At 25.1% G+C, this 16,374-nt stretch carries 15 protein-coding genes; 8 read left to right on the top strand and 7 right to left on the bottom strand.

What is annotated here, in order from left to right:
* Positions 1 to 43: 43 nt before the first annotated feature.
* The 5 genes from ACAN_RS02555 to lhgO all read left to right on the top strand — a co-directional run bounded on the left by ACAN_RS02555 (position 44) and on the right by lhgO (position 7,789).
* The gene (locus ACAN_RS02555; protein WP_099333859.1) at positions 44 to 2,650 is read left to right on the top strand and encodes a PAS domain-containing sensor histidine kinase; all 2,607 of its coding nucleotides are present in this window, start codon (positions 44 to 46) and stop codon (positions 2,648 to 2,650) included.
* Positions 2,651 to 2,665: 15 nt separating this feature from the next.
* Positions 2,666 to 3,370 carry a response regulator transcription factor gene (locus ACAN_RS02550; RefSeq protein ID WP_099333858.1) on the top strand — a complete coding sequence of 235 codons (705 nt, stop codon included), beginning with the start codon at positions 2,666 to 2,668 and terminating at the stop codon, positions 3,368 to 3,370.
* 114 nt (positions 3,371 to 3,484) lie between these two features.
* Complete coding sequence (locus ACAN_RS02545; RefSeq protein WP_099333857.1) at positions 3,485 to 4,504, top strand: TAXI family TRAP transporter solute-binding subunit; 1,020 nt, start codon at positions 3,485 to 3,487, stop codon at positions 4,502 to 4,504.
* A 112-nt stretch (positions 4,505 to 4,616) separates the two neighbouring features.
* Positions 4,617 to 6,566 (top strand): TRAP transporter permease, encoded by a 1,950-nt coding sequence (locus ACAN_RS02540; RefSeq protein WP_099333856.1) that lies wholly within the window; start codon positions 4,617 to 4,619, stop codon positions 6,564 to 6,566.
* A gap of 23 nt (positions 6,567 to 6,589) precedes the next feature.
* Entirely contained in the window at positions 6,590 to 7,789 is a 1,200-nt protein-coding gene (gene lhgO / locus ACAN_RS02535) for an L-2-hydroxyglutarate oxidase (protein WP_099333855.1), read from the top strand.
* 46 nt (positions 7,790 to 7,835) lie between these two features.
* Here lhgO and ACAN_RS02530 read toward each other — a convergent pair whose 3' ends face one another.
* From ACAN_RS02530 to rpsO, 4 genes are all read right to left on the bottom strand, one after another.
* Entirely contained in the window at positions 7,836 to 9,134 is a 1,299-nt protein-coding gene (locus tag ACAN_RS02530; RefSeq protein ID WP_228150616.1) for a M99 family carboxypeptidase catalytic domain-containing protein, read from the bottom strand.
* A 16-nt stretch (positions 9,135 to 9,150) separates the two neighbouring features.
* The gene (locus tag ACAN_RS02525; protein WP_099333854.1) at positions 9,151 to 10,200 is read right to left on the bottom strand and encodes a DHH family phosphoesterase; all 1,050 of its coding nucleotides are present in this window, start codon (positions 10,198 to 10,200) and stop codon (positions 9,151 to 9,153) included.
* The gene (locus ACAN_RS02520; RefSeq protein WP_099333853.1) at positions 10,197 to 10,598 is read right to left on the bottom strand and encodes an RrF2 family transcriptional regulator; all 402 of its coding nucleotides are present in this window, start codon (positions 10,596 to 10,598) and stop codon (positions 10,197 to 10,199) included. Before ACAN_RS02520 ends, ACAN_RS02525 begins: the two co-directional genes overlap by 4 nt.
* A gap of 152 nt (positions 10,599 to 10,750) precedes the next feature.
* A complete protein-coding gene (rpsO, locus tag ACAN_RS02515) occupies positions 10,751 to 11,023 on the bottom strand; it encodes a 30S ribosomal protein S15 (RefSeq protein WP_079578046.1) in 273 nt (90 codons plus the stop codon).
* Between the two features lie 142 nt (positions 11,024 to 11,165).
* On the opposite strand from rpsO, the gene ACAN_RS02510 reads away from it, so the two are divergent.
* The gene (locus ACAN_RS02510; RefSeq protein WP_099333852.1) at positions 11,166 to 12,005 is read left to right on the top strand and encodes a hypothetical protein; all 840 of its coding nucleotides are present in this window, start codon (positions 11,166 to 11,168) and stop codon (positions 12,003 to 12,005) included.
* 36 nt (positions 12,006 to 12,041) lie between these two features.
* Here ACAN_RS02510 and moaA read toward each other — a convergent pair whose 3' ends face one another.
* The 3 genes from moaA to ACAN_RS02495 all read right to left on the bottom strand — a co-directional run bounded on the left by moaA (position 12,042) and on the right by ACAN_RS02495 (position 14,630).
* Positions 12,042 to 13,010, bottom strand: a complete 969-nt coding sequence (gene moaA, locus ACAN_RS02505) for a GTP 3',8-cyclase MoaA (RefSeq protein WP_099333851.1) — start codon at positions 13,008 to 13,010, stop codon at positions 12,042 to 12,044.
* 66 nt (positions 13,011 to 13,076) lie between these two features.
* Complete coding sequence (locus tag ACAN_RS02500) at positions 13,077 to 13,703, bottom strand: Crp/Fnr family transcriptional regulator (RefSeq protein ID WP_099333850.1); 627 nt, start codon at positions 13,701 to 13,703, stop codon at positions 13,077 to 13,079.
* A gap of 9 nt (positions 13,704 to 13,712) precedes the next feature.
* A complete protein-coding gene (locus ACAN_RS02495; protein WP_099333849.1) occupies positions 13,713 to 14,630 on the bottom strand; it encodes a glycosyl transferase in 918 nt (305 codons plus the stop codon).
* A gap of 98 nt (positions 14,631 to 14,728) precedes the next feature.
* On the opposite strand from ACAN_RS02495, the gene ACAN_RS02490 reads away from it, so the two are divergent.
* Together ACAN_RS02490 and ACAN_RS02485 are read left to right on the top strand one after the other, a co-directional pair.
* Positions 14,729 to 15,394: a Crp/Fnr family transcriptional regulator gene (locus ACAN_RS02490; RefSeq protein ID WP_099333848.1), complete on the top strand. Its 666-nt coding sequence runs from the start codon at positions 14,729 to 14,731 to the stop codon at positions 15,392 to 15,394.
* Entirely contained in the window at positions 15,391 to 16,374 is a 984-nt protein-coding gene (locus tag ACAN_RS02485; RefSeq protein ID WP_099333847.1) for a type IV pili methyl-accepting chemotaxis transducer N-terminal domain-containing protein, read from the top strand. The genes ACAN_RS02490 and ACAN_RS02485 overlap by 4 nt, the downstream gene beginning before the upstream one ends.

Raw genomic sequence — 16,374 nt, 5'->3', positions numbered from 1 at the left:
TGAAACTTTAAATTATAGATAAAAATTATAAGGCTAAGATTAAATGCTATTTAAATCTAAGAAGAAATATACTCTTTCTGATATCCAAAAACTTTTTTCTCAAATTCCAGTAATATTTATTTTATTACTTGCAATACTATCTTTAAGCATCTCTTATTTTCTTTTAGAAACAAAAAAAAATACAAAAATAGATTTACTTAAACAAAAAGCCTTTTTAAATTATGAGTTTAAAAAAAAGCAAGAACTAAATGAATTTAGAACAAAAGTAAAAGAGCAATTAAAAGAGATATTTTTGCATGAAGAGATTTTACTAAAAAAAGTTACTTATAAAGCAATAGGATATTTAGAATCAAACTCACTAAGCAAATTTCAGTTGTTAACTGACTATTTAAAAAAAATTGAAAAACAAAATAATATCGAACTTGTTGTTTTTACAAAAGATAATTTAAATATTTTATATGGAAAAGAGTCTATTTATTATCTTAAAAAACTTATTTTTAATACAAATAAAATAGTACATGAAAATATCACTTTAAAATATATTTATTCACAAGGTCAAAACAATTTACAATATTGGAAAGATGATTTAAAAAAAACCGTAAGATTAAGTTTTTTTGATTATATAAATATAAATGGCTATGAGTATTATATTGGTTCTTTTTCCACAATTAACTCTATAAAAGAGATTACAAAAGAAGCAATAATAAATACAATAAAAAAAGAAAACTACAATATATGGTTTTATGATGTAATATTTCAAGATACTTACAACTTTTATGGAAAAAAAAAGTTTCATAAATCAAATACACTTTTAAAAAATAAAAATAATAATATCGCTTACAATATATTACAACACTATTTTATTGATAAGGAATATAGCAATCTATTTAATAATACATTTTTTTATGACAAATATAATTTTTTAATTGCATCTTCTTATAATACAAATGAAATAACAAAAGAGATTAAAGATAAAATAGAAAAAATAACAAAAGAGTACAATAATCTATTTTTTCAAATTTTTACCTTAATTATTGCAACAACTTTACTTTTAATACTATTTACTTATGTTTTTTCAAATTTTATTAATACTATATTTAAAGAGTACAACGATAAACTTGAAAATAAAACTCTCTCTTTAGAACATTGGAAAAAAAGATTTGAATTAGCAATTATTGCTTCAAATGATGGTTTATGGGATATTGACTTTAAAACAAAGAAAATATATTTTTCAGATAAGTGGTTTGATATGTTTGGTTATAAAAAAGACGAAGTACAAACATTTTCAGATTGGTTTGCACTAATACATAATGAAGATAAAAAAAATGTAGAAAAACTTTTTGATAAAATTTTTGCAAAAGTTGATGATACTTTTATATGTGAATATAGGCTTCAAACAAAAAATGAAGGTTTTAAATGGGTTTTAGCAAGAGGAAAAGCTTTCACTAACAACACAGATGAATTAGATAGAATGCTTATGATGTCTATGGATATTGACAAAAATAAAAGAATGAAAAAAGAGCTTTTAGATGTAGAGTATTTAGTTGAAGATGGAAAAATTGTTATTTTTAAACTTAATAATGATAAAGATTTAACAGTTAAATATATTTCAAATAGTATTAAAACTTTTGGATATACAAAAAAAGAGTTTGAATCAAAATCTATGAATTTTATGAGTTTAATTCATGAAGATGATAAAAATAAAATGCAAGTAGCAATCAATGCTGCTTTAAAAAATGATTTGCCAAACTTTACAGTTGAGTGTAGAGTAAGAAACTTAGCAAATGAGATAAGATGGATATCAAGTAGAGTAATCTTGATTAAAAATCATTCTGGAGAAATATCACACTTTTATGGTTATATAAATGATATTACTAAAATAAAACTAAGTGAAGAGGAGTTAAAACTAAAAGTAGAAGATGAAGTTAAAAAAAATAGAGATAAAGATAGACTTTTAATTCAACAAAGTAAATTAGCTGCAATGGGAGAAATGCTTGGAAATATTGCTCATCAATGGAGACAACCTTTAAATAATGTATCTTTAATTATTCAATTTTTAAGGGATAATTATCACAATGAATCAATTACAAAACCTCAACTTGAAAAGTTTATAAATAAAGCAAATAAACACATAGAGTATATGAGTGAAACAATAGATGATTTTAAGAATTTTTATAAACCATCAAAGACGCAAACAAAGTTTTCTATAAAAGAGTCTATAAATACACTATTATATATGATAAAAAATCAATACTCAAATGATAATATAAAAATAGAAGTTGATTGTGAAGATATAATAATTACAGGTTATGAAAATGAATTGAAACAAGCATTATTAAATATTTTAAATAACGCAAAAGATGCTTTACTTTTAAAAAAAGAGAAAGAAGAGTTTGAAGCATTAATTACTATTTTTGTTAAAAAAGTACAAAATAGTTTAGTAATAGAAATTTTTAATAATGGTGGTAATATAAAAGATGAAATAATTAATAAAATTTTTGAACCATATTTTACAACAAAGTTTGAGCATCAAGGCACTGGTATAGGTCTTTATATGACAAAATCAATTATACAAACAAATATGAAAGGTAAAATTGAAGTAGAAAATATAAAAGATGGCGTGAAATTTATAATCACACTAAATATTTAATTAATAGGATAAATTATGGACAAAATAACTACAAGAGTTTTATTAGTTGAGGATGAAGAAGATGCAAGAGAGATATTAAGCTTTTATCTTGATACAATTTTTGATGAAGTTCAAATTGCTTGTGATGGGCAAGAGGGTCTTAATATTTATAAAAAGTATTATGATGAAAAAAAATCTTTTGACTTAGTTCTAACAGATATAAAAATGCCAAACAAAGATGGATTAACTATGGTAGAAGATATCACAAAACTAAACGATGAACAAAAATTTATTATTGTATCTGCATATAAAGATGAAGAGTACTTATTTAAATCAATAGGCTTAAATATAATATCATATTTTGTAAAACCATTAGAAATAAAAACGGTAATGGAGATTTTAAAAAAAGTAAAATCAAAAGTTTTAGAAGACAAATCAAAAAATGAAAATTTAAGTGAAGTAGTTAATTTAAATAAAACTTACTCTTTTAATACAAAAACAAATCTATTATATAAAAAAGATGAATTAATCCATCTTTCTAAAAAAGAGACCCTTTTACTTAAAGCACTAATAACAAATATAAAGCAAATTAAAACAAAAGAGTTTCTAAAAAAATCCATATGGAATGATACAAATACATCAGATGCAACAATGAGAACTGTTATAAAAAGAGTAAAAGATAAGATATCTGATGATGATTTTATAAGTTCAATCAAAGGTCTTGGCTACATTATAGAGTAATAAAAGCCCAAAAATACATAAATTTGACACAAATTTTATAATTTGAAACAATTTTGAAACAATTTTGTTTCAAAATATGTTATACTTCTTTTGTAAAAATTAAAAGGAGAACAAATGTCAAAATTGTCATTTTTAAAAAAGCTTTTTGTTTCATCTGCTATAACTACAGTTATGTTAACAAGTGCAAATGCAGCAAAAAATGAATCTAAATATGTAATTGCAACAGCAAGTACAGGTGGGACTTATTATCCAGTTGGTGTAGGAATTGCAACAATAGCTTCATTAAAATTAGCAAAAAGTAGTAATCTAACTTTTTCAGCAATAACATCAGCTGGTTCTGGTGAGAATATTGATATGCTTGAAAAAGGTGAAGTAAATTTTGCTATTTTACAAGGTCTTTTTGGTTCAATGGCTTGGCAAGGAAAAGCTAAATATAAAGATAATCCAAAGAAAAACTTAAGATCAATTTCTATGTTATGGCAAAATGTTGAACAATTTACTATAACAAAAGAGTTTGCAAAAACTGGAAATATCAATGATTTGAAAAACCTTTATGGTGAAAGATTTTCAATTGGTGGAAGAAGTTCAGGATCTAGAGTTTCAGCTGAAACAATTATGGAATCTCTTGATATTGATTATAATAAAATGAATATACAATACTTAGGATATACTCCAAGTTCAACTGCTCTACAAGATGGTAAAATTGAGGGTATGAATACTCCATCTGGTCCTCCAACATCAGCAGTTACAAATGCTTTTGCTTCTATTGGAAATGATAAAATAAAAGTATTAGATTTTAATGAAAATGATCTAAAAAAAATACGAAACAACTATCCAGTATGGACTCCTTTTACTATTAAAGCAGGAACATACCCAGGACAAGATAAAGATATCAATACAATTGCTCAACCAAACTTATTAGTTGTTACAAAAGATACACCAGAAGAGACTGTATATCTTTTAACAAAAACAATTTATGAAAACCTAGCATTTTTAAATACTGTTCATAAATCTACTAAAGCTATGTCTTTAAATAAAGCTATAGAGGGTCTTCCTATGCCTTTACATCCAGGTGCAGCTAGATTTTATAAAGAAAAAGGAATTGATATTCCAAAAGATTTAATTTTAGAATAATCAAGAATTTTACTTACCAAAAGAAGAATATTCTTCTTTTGGATATAAATTATATAAGTAATTATAAATTATTTATCTAGTTTATATATAAAAAAAGCAATAGGAAAACAAAATGATAAAAATTAAATATTTTAAAGAGATTACTTTCATTTACGCAATATTTATATCACTATTTCATTTTAGTGTAAATATTTGGGGAGGATTAAGTAATTTATGGTTTAACTCTGCACACTTTGCACTTTTAGCTTCTCTTGGTTTTTTAACTTATGAAGCAAGTAAAAACAAGAATGAAGTTTCAATTTTAAATTTACTTTTTGCAATATTGTCACTTTTAACATTTTTTTATATGATGTTTTTTGAAGAGAGTCTTTATGCTGTTGCTAATTCACAAATGAGAACAAGTGATATAATTGTAGCAAGTATGACTATTATATTAGCAATTGAAATGGTTAGAAAATCAACAGGATATGTAATACCTGCAATAATCGTTTTTTGTATTGCATATATACTATTTTTGGGACAACAATTTGAGGGAGTTTTTGCATTTGGTGGCATGAGTGTAGAGAGATTTCTTTATAGAATGTTTTATACAAATGAGGGATTATTTGGACCAATTGCTACAATATCTTCAACTTATGTATTTATGTTTATTTTATTTGCTGCATTTTTATTAAAATCTGGTGCAGGTGATTTTATAGTAGATGTTGCAAATGCAGTTGCTGGTAAATATACAGGTGGAACTGGTCATGTAGCAGTTATTTCATCGGCTTTAATGGGAACTATATCAGGTTCTGCTGTTGCAAATACTGTTTCAACGGGTTCTATTACTATTCCTATGATGCAAAAAGCAGGTTTTAAATCAAAATTTGCAGCAGCAGTTGAAGCAGCAGCTAGTACAGGTGGTCAAATTATGCCTCCAATTATGGGTGCTGGAGCATTTATTATGGCACAAATGACTCATATTCCATTTATTACTATTATATCTGTTTCTATTTTACCAGCCATTTTATATTTTGCTTCAATAGCATTTTATATTAATATTCATGCAAAAGAGAATAATATAAAAGGTGAAAATAATAATGTAAAAATTTTACCTATTTTAAGAGAAGGGTTTCACTTTGTAATTCCTTTATCAACTCTAATTGGTTTATTAATTTATGGATTCACACCTACATATTCAGCAGGTATAGCAATAGTAACTATAGTTTTAGCCTCATATCTTACAAAAAATAAAAGAATGGGAATAAAAGATATATTAGAAGCTTTAGCACTAGGTAGTAAAAATATGATTGTAACTGGTGTTTTACTTATTGCAGTTGGAATTATAGTAGGTGTTATTAATATATCAGGAATTGGTATTACTTTTTCTCAATTAATTATGGAATGGTCAGGGAATTCACTTTTTATTGCTATAGTTTTAATTGCTATTGCATCTTTAGTTTTGGGAATGGGATTACCTGTTACTGCATCATATGTTGTTTTATCAGTTTTATCTGCACCTGCTTTAGTAGGATTAATGTTAAGTCCAGAAATGGCAGCACTAGTAAATGCAGGAGTTCAAATTCCTGAAGTTACTATGTATTTATTATCTGCACATTTAATAATATTTTGGTTATCACAAGACTCAAATTTAACTCCTCCTGTATGTCTTGCTGCATTTGCAGCTGCTGCAATTGCTAAAACACCTCCAATGGCTACTGGTATGACATCTTGGAAAGTTGGAAAAGGTATGTATATTATTCCATTACTTTTTGCATTCACACCTTTAATTAATGGAACTTGGATAGAGAGGTTTGAAGTATTTGGTTTTGCATTATTTGGAATTATGTCTTTTTCAATTGTAATGGAAGGATTTTGGGATAGAAAAATGAGTATATTAGAAAGAGCTGTATTTGCAGTTGCTGCAATACTTTTATTAACTCCAGATACTATTTTTAACATGCAAAGTTATTTAGGAGTTGTTCAAAATACTCATATTGTAGGATTTGGTATTTTTGCTGTGACAATTATAATGCATAAAGTATTATTTAAAGAAGAAAGCTCATATGCAAAAGCTAATTAATTTAAAAAATATAGGATTTTAAAATGTATGATTACTTAATAATTGGTGCAGGTATTATAGGATTAAATATTGCAAAAAATTTAAAAGAAAGGTTTCCTTTTTCAAAAATATTAGTAATAGAAAAAGAGAGTGAAGTAGGAATGCATAGTTCAGGTAGAAACTCAGGAGTTTTACATGCAGGTTTTTATTACACTGCAAACTCATTAAAAGCTAAGTTTACAAAAGAGGGAAATGAAGCATTAAAAAAGTTTGTTAAACAAAGAGGTTTAAAAATAAATGAATGCAAAAAAGTGGTTGTGGCTACAAATGATAAAGAGTTTGAGGGATTAGAAGAGCTTAAAAGAAGAGGTGATGCAAATAGTGTTGAACTTCAATGGCTAGATGAGCAAAGTTTAAGTAAACTTTATCCTAATATTAAAACATATAAAAAAGCTTTACTATGTCCAAGTACAGCCACTGTAAATCCAAAAGAAGTTACAAAAGAGTTTGCAAAAGTTATTCAAGAATTAAAAGTAGAGCTAATCTTAGATTGTAAATATATCTCAAGTAGTTGCAATGTTGTATCTACAACAAAAGGAGATTTTCAAGCTATGAAAGTTATAAACTGCGCAGGTTTATATGCTGATACCATAGCAAAGGATTTTGGATTTTCAAAAGATTATGTGATTATTCCATTTAAAGGAATATATTTAAAGGATAAAAATAATAACTCAAATTTAAAAACAAATATTTATCCTGTACCAAATCTAGCTAATCCTTTTTTAGGAGTACATTATACTTTAACAGTAGATAATGAAAGTAAAATTGGACCTACTGCTATTCCTGCATTTTGGAGAGAGAATTATAAAGGTTTTGATAACTTTAAGTTAAAAGAGTTTATTCAAATTTTATATTATGAATCAAAACTATTTATAAGTAATGCTTTTGGTTTTAGAAGTTTAGCTTTTAGTGAGATAAAAAAATATTCACTATCTCATCTAAAAAATTTAGCAATGACTCTTACAAATAAAAAGATGAATCATAAGGGCTTTGATTCATGGTCAACACCTGGAATTAGAGCACAATTATTAAATAAAAATACCTTAGAATTAGTACAAGATTTTGTAGTTGAATCAGATGAAAATTCAATACATATACTAAATGCTGTTAGCCCTGCTTTTACATCATCAATTCCCTTTGCAAATTGGGTAGTTGAAGAACATATATTGAAAACGACAAACTAATATATATACATTAAGTCTATAAATATAAAACTATTTATAGACTTGTTTAATCAAACTCAACTAGTATCATTCCAAGAAAATATTTATCTTTATAAACTTCAATTTTATAAACTTTATTATCTTTGGAGATACTAAATCTTTTTTCTAATTTATCAAGAGTAATCTTTATATTATTCTCATTTACTATTTTATCTTTTGAAAAACCTATAACATTAACTCTATAATCATTATTTGCTTTTACTTTAAAATACTCTTTTACTTTTATTGTGTCTGAAAAATTAATTTTTCTTTTTTCACCATCAAACTCAATTAAAATATTTTTTATTTCATTTTTATAATCAAATTTTTGAGGATGTAATTTTGTAACTGTTTTATTTCCAATTTTTAAATAATATATGCCATTTTTATAGATTTTTGCTCCTAATGGATGCTTAAAATCAAAGCTATTTTGAGTATTTTTTAAAGGAAAATAGTATAAATTTGGCTTGATATTATTTAAATCAAGTTTTATAACATCATTTATAGTTACATCCATAAAGTTATTTATAACTGCAGTAATATCTTCTAAGTTATTCAAATCAAAATCTTTTTCATACTTTATACCCATAATATCCATAAAGCCTTCAATTGCTTTTAATTGATATTTTACTTTTAAAGTCAAATCAGTAATATTTTTACTTGTTTCAACAGCAAAAGCAGGTTTATTATTTTTAATAGCAAAGTAAGTTAAAGATAGTTGCATTTGCTCATCTTTTTCTTTTGTTTTTGTATTTTTAATATTAAAAGTGTGATAATCTTCTAAAAGTTCACTATTTATATTTTCACTAACTTTTTTAGCAAGTTTTGTAAGGTTGAAGTATCTATGTTCTTTTGTTAGAAGTTCTTGATCAATAATAAATGCTTGTCCCCAAGCACTTGGATTAAATATTGAGTTTTGCCAATCATGTCTATAAAAACCTCTTCCATCATGCAAATTCAATATTAAATCAATCTGTTCATTTTTGATGATTTTTTTGATTTTTATAATATCATTGTAGTCTTTATCATCTTTACTAACAAAATTAAATTTTCGGTTCATGTCACCATGAATCCCTCTTCTGTTTCTAATTAGGCTTTCAAAATTTAAATTAGGCACTACCCACAAAGAGCCTTTTTTTATCTTATAATTACTTACAAGTATTGAACTAGCAAAATAGCCACCTGGTTCATCACCATGTATTCCACCTATTACTAAAAGAGTATCACCTTTTTGTTTAGACTCTTTTTTATATAAATCAAAATCTAAATTAGAAACAGCAAGACACACATTATAAAATAGAAAAAATAGAAAAATTACTCTTAACAAAAAAAGCCTTTATTAATCAATTTAATGAATTTAGCTTGTTTTGAATATAACTTCTAACTTGCTCATAATCAATTGTTTCTTTAAAATCTTCAAACTTTGCTCCACTTGCATTTACATGGCCACCACCATTTGCAAGCTTTTGAGCAATATATGATACATCTACCTTTCCATCTGCTCTAAAACTAGCATTTCCTTTTCTTCCAACATCAATAAAAAAATCATAATCAGGATTTGCCTTTAAAAAAGCATTTGCAGGAATAGAGATAGAACCTAAAGTATAAGTTAATAAGCCTTTATGCTCTTTATAATAAACAGTTAAATTATCTTTTATTTTTTCTAAAGAAGAGACTAAATATTTTGCACTTAAATTATCTATTGTATCATCAACACCATTAGTATTTAAAAACTCTTTTTTAAGTTTATGAATATCATTGTCAAGTTGAATATTTGCATTCTCTTTAGTAATATATGTAGCTGCTTTTTTTAATAAGAAAATTCTAAACTCTCTATTTAAATCAGCAAATAAAACATTATTAATCTCTCTTACACGACTTATCATGCTTAAAAGAACTTTTCCAAATTCAAAATTAAAAGTCTCATTATCTAACCAAATATCAATAGCATTTACACTATTAATTAAAGGCTTAATCCATTTATCATCATCTTTAAAACCACCATACTCTTGCGTTATATAATCATATGTTATTTTTGCAGCACATCTATTTAAATCTAAAAAATACCAATCATAAGTGTTTGCACTTTTTTGTCCTGTTGCATGATGGTCTAAAAGTTGTAGTTTTATATTAAAACCTTCTTCTTTTAGCTTATTTATATCTTTATGTAAATCTTTTGATTCTTGATATGTCAAATTCAAATCAGTTATTAAAAAAAATATCTCTTCACTTTTGTCAAGATTGTTTATTAATTCTAAAACTTTTTTTATACTAAGCTTTACTTCAAGCCCGTAATTTGCATTTAGAAAAACTCCATTTTTAAAAAACTCTTTTGTTAGCAATTGGCAAGAGAAACCATCTAAATCAGTATGGGATATATGAAATAATCTCATGAAGCTATGTCCTTAAGGGTTAAATCCTTCAAGAACACGTTTATTTTATTTTGTAAATTATTTAGTAAAGGCCAAATTGTACAAGTATTAGCAACATCTGATGGGCATGAATTTACAGATGGAGAACACTCAAATACTGTGGGAATTCTCTCTTCTGCTGCTGTTGTTATTTCTAATATTGTAAGTTTGTCATATGATTTTTTCAAAGCAAATCCACCATTTACACCTCTGTGGGATACTACAATATCTTGCTTTGCTAAGTTTTGCATTATCTTTGCTAAAAATGACTTAGAGATATTAAGCTCTTTTGATAAAACATCAACATTTTTTGGTTTGTCACTTTTTGCAATTGATATTAAAGATAGCAATGCATATTCGCTTTTTTTTGTTAATAACATACTTTTCCTAACTAATTTTTAATAAACATATTCTACTAGAAGTAAAATTAATATTAATTTTTTTTAAAAACTAAATTGTGTATTTATAAAAAATTTAAAAAAAAAGGTTGCAAGAAAACTTGCAACCTTTAAATATTTCAGTTTAAATAAACTTATTTAGCTCTAATTCCTAATTCTGCAACTACTGCTGCAAATCTATCGTGAGCTGTATTTTTTAAATATTTTAAAAGTCTTTTTCTTTTACCAACCATTTTTAAAAGACCTAATCTTGATGAGTGATCTTGTTTGTTGATTTTTAAATGCTCAGTTAATACTCTAATTTGCTCTGTTAATAATGCAATTTGTACTTCTGAAGAACCTGTATCTTTATCATTTTTTTTGAACTTTGCAATAATACTTGCTTTTACGTCCTGATCTAAAGCCATAATGACCTCCTAATAGGTATATAATCTCACTTAAAGAAATTTTAAATGGACGCGAATTATATTCAAACTATTATTAAAGCTAGTTTAAGTTATAATTAAAACTTCTTCAAAAATAAAATCCCTAATTCTTAAAAGGAAATTTATGTTAAATATCACCTATAAAAAAGAGATTGTTTATAAACTTTATATGCTTGTAGCCTTTGCTATTTTTGCACTTGTAATGTATCAAGGCTATATTCAAAGAGGTGGAGTTTATACCCTATTAATGTTTTTAGCTTTTTTTTTAATGGCATTTCAAATAGCATCTATATTTTATGTTTTATTAGTTCAAAGAAGATTAGAGTTAAAAGTTAAAGATGATATTTTATCTTGGACAGTTTATGATAATAAAAAAGTATATAAAACAAATAGTATTAATATTAAAGATATTAAAGATACTAAAACAGAAATAAACTACCTTACTGGAAATATTTATTCAAATTTCACTGCTACTTTTACACTAAATGATGATAGAAAAGTTGTATTAAGTGATGGACTTTTATATGATTTTGGACTTGAAAAATCTGAAGAAATTGCTACTTTTTTACTAAAACACAACTTAGGGCATAAAGATGATATCAAATTTATAAAACTTATTGATGAATTAAATATTGATATTTCAAAAGAGCAAAAATTTGTTAAAAAAGATGAAAAATCTTATATTATAGGTGTCATATCAAAAAATAAAAAAGAGTTCTTAGCTTTGAGGCTACAAATAGAGTCTTTATATAAAGATTATAATGATGTACAAAAAAATACAAATAATGAGTTTATGGTAAAAAGTAATCAAATAAAAGATAGTTTTATTGCTCTTCGTTCAAATCCTATTGGCTATATGGTAGAGTTTTATAATGTAAATAAAAAGCCTGAACTTAAAATGTTAAAAGAGTTTAAAGGTGTTACTATTAAAAACAAATTGGCAAATATAGTAAGAAATAAATAGTAAAAGTAAACTTTTACTATTTAAATAAAAGGATTTTCATCCTCCTGTTTCATAAAATGCTCTTGTTGAAGTCTCTGTTCCATCTTCTTCTGACCATTTGTTTTTTTCAGGCTTTGTTCTTAAAACCTCTTTTAAAATATCAACTGCTTTATCAATATCATCATTTTGAACTGCATCTTTAATACTCATTGCATCTTCAAAATATAAACAAGGAATCAAAAATCCCTCAGCTGTTAATCTGATTCTATTGCATGAAGCACAAAAATCATCTTTATGAGGTTCTATTATTCCAAATTGATATCCATCTTCTAACTCATAATATTGAGCAGGTGAGCTAGTATCTCTTGGAACCATTTTAAAATTATATTTTTTAGAAATTATCTCTTTAATCTCTTTTGAGTCTAAACCTTTTGCGCTATCTTTTGCATAATGATTTTCCATAAACTCAATAAATCTTACTACATATCCTCTTTGTTTACAAAACTCTAAAACTTCTATAATTCCGTCATCATTTATTCCTTTTATAGGAACACAATTTACTTTGATTTTTAAACCTACTTCATCTGCTTTTTTTATTCCTTCTAAAACCTTTGCCAAAACATCTTTTTGAGCAATTTTTGCTGCTACATCTGGCTTTAAAGTATCAAGTGAAACATTGATTCTTTTTAGTCCAGCATCCTTTAGTTTTTGGGCAACTTTAGGCAATAAGTAAGCATTTGTTGTAAGTGCTAAATCTATATCACTTTTATAATCATATATCATTTTAATAAAGCTGTCTAAATCTTCTCTTAAAAGAGGTTCTCCACCTGTAATTCTAACTTTTTTTATACCCTCATCAATTGAAACTTTTATAAATTTAAATAAGTCTTCATATGAAAGTAAGTTCTCTTTTGGAACCCACGAAAAAGGTTTTTCAGGCATACAATATTGGCATCTAAAATTACATCTTTCAGTAACAGATACTCTTAAATAATCAACAACTCTATTATGTCCATCTATTAACATAATTTTCTCACTTTTTTTAAAAAATTTCAAAAGCTTAATATAAAAAAGCTTAATTCTAGAAAAATTTTAACTATAAATTGTTATAAGTTCTTCTTGATTTATAGTTTTATTTTTCATATCAATTAGACTTTTGTCTTTATAATTTCTAAGTACTCTTGATAAAGTCTCAGGTGTTATATTAAGCATTTGAGCAATTAGAATATTTTTTGTATTAAAAAAATCTTCTTGATTCTCAACTATATATTTTGCAACTCTTTGATGAGTATCTAAAACTAACTGTGAAGAGATGATTCTTTCTAAATTTTTTATCTTTTTTATAAGTGAAGATTGTATTTTTAAAATTAAATCTTCATTTGAATAGATAATTTTTCTAAATTTTTCAAAATCAATCCTTAAAACTTCACACTCACTATATGCAACAGCACTTGCTGGATAAGGTATCTTTTCAAAATTACTTAATTCTGCGATAAGTTCATTATCATAAAAATATTTCATAACAATCTCTTTACTGTTACTTGTACTTTTATAAAGTTTAACTACACCTTTTATTAATAAATGCAAATATTTTGATTCATCACCTTCATAAAAAATGATATTATCTTTTACATAATTACTTTTAACAGAAATATTTTCTATTTGTCTGATCGTCTTTTCATCTAAATCTTTAAATAAATAAAGCTCTTTTAAATTCATATACCATCCTTAATTTAATCGCTGCCAAGCTTCATCTAAAGAGTTAACTCTTTTTGAAAAGAGTAAATATAATGCAATATTAAACTTACTTAGCTTTATAATCTCTTCATCAGGATTATTAATTATATTTTTAGTCTCTTCTAAAGATATATGTTCATATTTTCTATCATAATTAATACCATAATCTTTTAAATTAAAGCTTGTCTCAACTATTTTTTCATCTATTTTTTGCCAATACTTACCATCTGAAAAGACCTCAGGACTACCCTCAGCTCCTTTTACTACGCTTACGTCTTCAAAATAGTCTTTAAAAACTTCAATATACTTTTTCACATATGGTTTATGAAAAGCTGTAGTTACTGCATATTCACTTTTTGCAACTCCTAAAAGTTTTTCTACTGTATTAAAAACAGTTCTAAGTCCTAATTCATGTCTTAATGAAGTTAAATCACTTAATGGTTTTAAATAGTTTTCTCTATTAAAAGTATATATATTATCTCCTAAATCATACTCTAAAACCAAATCTTTTGTACACATTCCAAGCTTTGCTGGTTGTAATTTATCTGTTGAAATTACTAAATTTAGAGGTTTTACATCACTGTTTTTTTCATAAAACTGCTTTAATATATCTTTAAATAAAGGAAATAAAAAAGGATTTCTTACTCTTCCATCAAATGAATAACCAAGCTCAATCGAGTCTTTTACTTCATAAAACTTCATAAAATTTCTCAATGCTTTTACACAAGCTTTTAGTTCATCATCACTTTCAAGTTTTACTCTAAAGCCTACTAAAAATGCTCCTATTTGAGTATCACTTGCCTCTTTATTTAAGATTTTTGTTATTGCATCTATAACCTCATCTTCTTGTAAATCTCTATTTCCTTTAAAACCTGTTCCAACAGCTTTTATATATTTTTTAAAACTCAATTTCTAACCTTATTAATAAATATTGTAATATAATTAATCAAATTTTATAATAGGATAATATAGAATTGCTTAAATAAAAAAATTACAAAAGGATATTATTGTTATTAGAAGATACTATAAAAAATATTAACTTTTTTGAAGAACTAAATGAAGAACAAGTAAATACATTAGCTAGCTTTTCAAATGTATCTACTTATCCTAAAAATTCAATTTTATATTATGAAACTGAAATAAATAACAAACTTATGTTTTTAGTAGATGGTTTAATAAAAATATATAAAGTTGATAAATTCGGAAATGAGATTTTTTTATATCACATACACAAAAATAGTATGATATCAGAACTGTCTTCATTAAATAGCAATGAAATACAATGTTTTTCAAATGCTGAGTTTACCCAAGATTCAACTATTTTAGTTGTTGATTATGAAAAGTTTAAAGAAAACTTTTTGGATAAAAATATTTTAACTTCAAAACTAATTGAAGTTTTACTAAAAAAAAGTCAACAATTTCAATGTATTATAAATAGAGAATTAGTATTTGATGCAACTGCTAAAGTTGCATTTATGCTAACTCAAGATTTAGATATGTTCAATCAATTAAAAAGGCAAGAAGTATCATTTATGTTACATATTCAACCAGAAACTTTATCAAGAGTTTTAAAAAGATTAAGTAGAAATAAAACAATAAGTATCCAAAATAGTAAAGTAGAAATTTTAAATAAAGAAGAACTTGTATCAATATTTAAAGGAATTGGTGTATGAAGAAAACAGCAACAATAAGTAATAAAATCAAAACAATTGGTTTATTATTTGTTATTTTAATGTCAAGTGTTATAGCAACAACAATATATTTAAATGCAAAAAATGAAAAAGATGCTCTAATAATAAATATTGCAGGTAAACAAAGGATGCTAACTCAAAAAATATCAAAAAATGTATTCTATCTTTATCATAATAATCAACACAGTTTTTCAGAACTTGATAATGCAACTCAAGAGTTTATATATAATCTAAACTCACTAAAAGATGGAAATCATTTAATCAAAATAGAACCAGCACCAACTACTGCTATTTCAAATCAAATATCAAAAGTAGAGATTTTATGGTTTAATTTTTATGAAAATATAAAAGAAATAAAAGAGTTATTGCAAAATAGAAATGAAAAAAATGAAAAAACATTAAAAATTTTGGTCGATACTGTTTATGCTACTAATAATAATTTATTAAATGAAGTTGATAAAATAGTTAGTTTATATACCACATATTCAGAAAGAAAAACAACCTTTATTAACTATTTTCAATACCTTTTTGCATTAATAATTATACTTTTAATTATATATAGTTATTTTCAATTAAAAAGTATGGAAGAGAATGCTAAAAAGTTTTTAGAACTTTCTAAAAACATAAAAGAGGGTAAATTAAATGAACCAATTGATTTAATACATTTTGAAGCAGAAAAAGAGATAGTTGAAGCAACAGATACACTTAATTGCTTCATAAATAAAATAAATGCAGCAATGGCTTATTCAGATAATGCTTCAAAAAAATTAGAAGATTTAACAAATGAATTTGATGAAATCCTTGATGAATTAAGTGAATCAAGAGATTTATCAAGCCAATTATATAAAAGTGAAGATATGGTCATTGAATCACAAGAAAACTTATTAAACTTTACTCACAAATTAGAGGAGCTTAAAAAAGAGCTAAACTCTTTATCAAAAAATTGTAATAAATCAGAATAA

The sequence above is a fragment of the Malaciobacter canalis genome, assembly GCF_008000835.1.
Classification (GTDB): Bacteria; Campylobacterota; Campylobacteria; order Campylobacterales; family Arcobacteraceae; genus Malaciobacter; species Malaciobacter canalis.
This window is presented reverse-complemented; position numbering and strand designations above follow the sequence as displayed.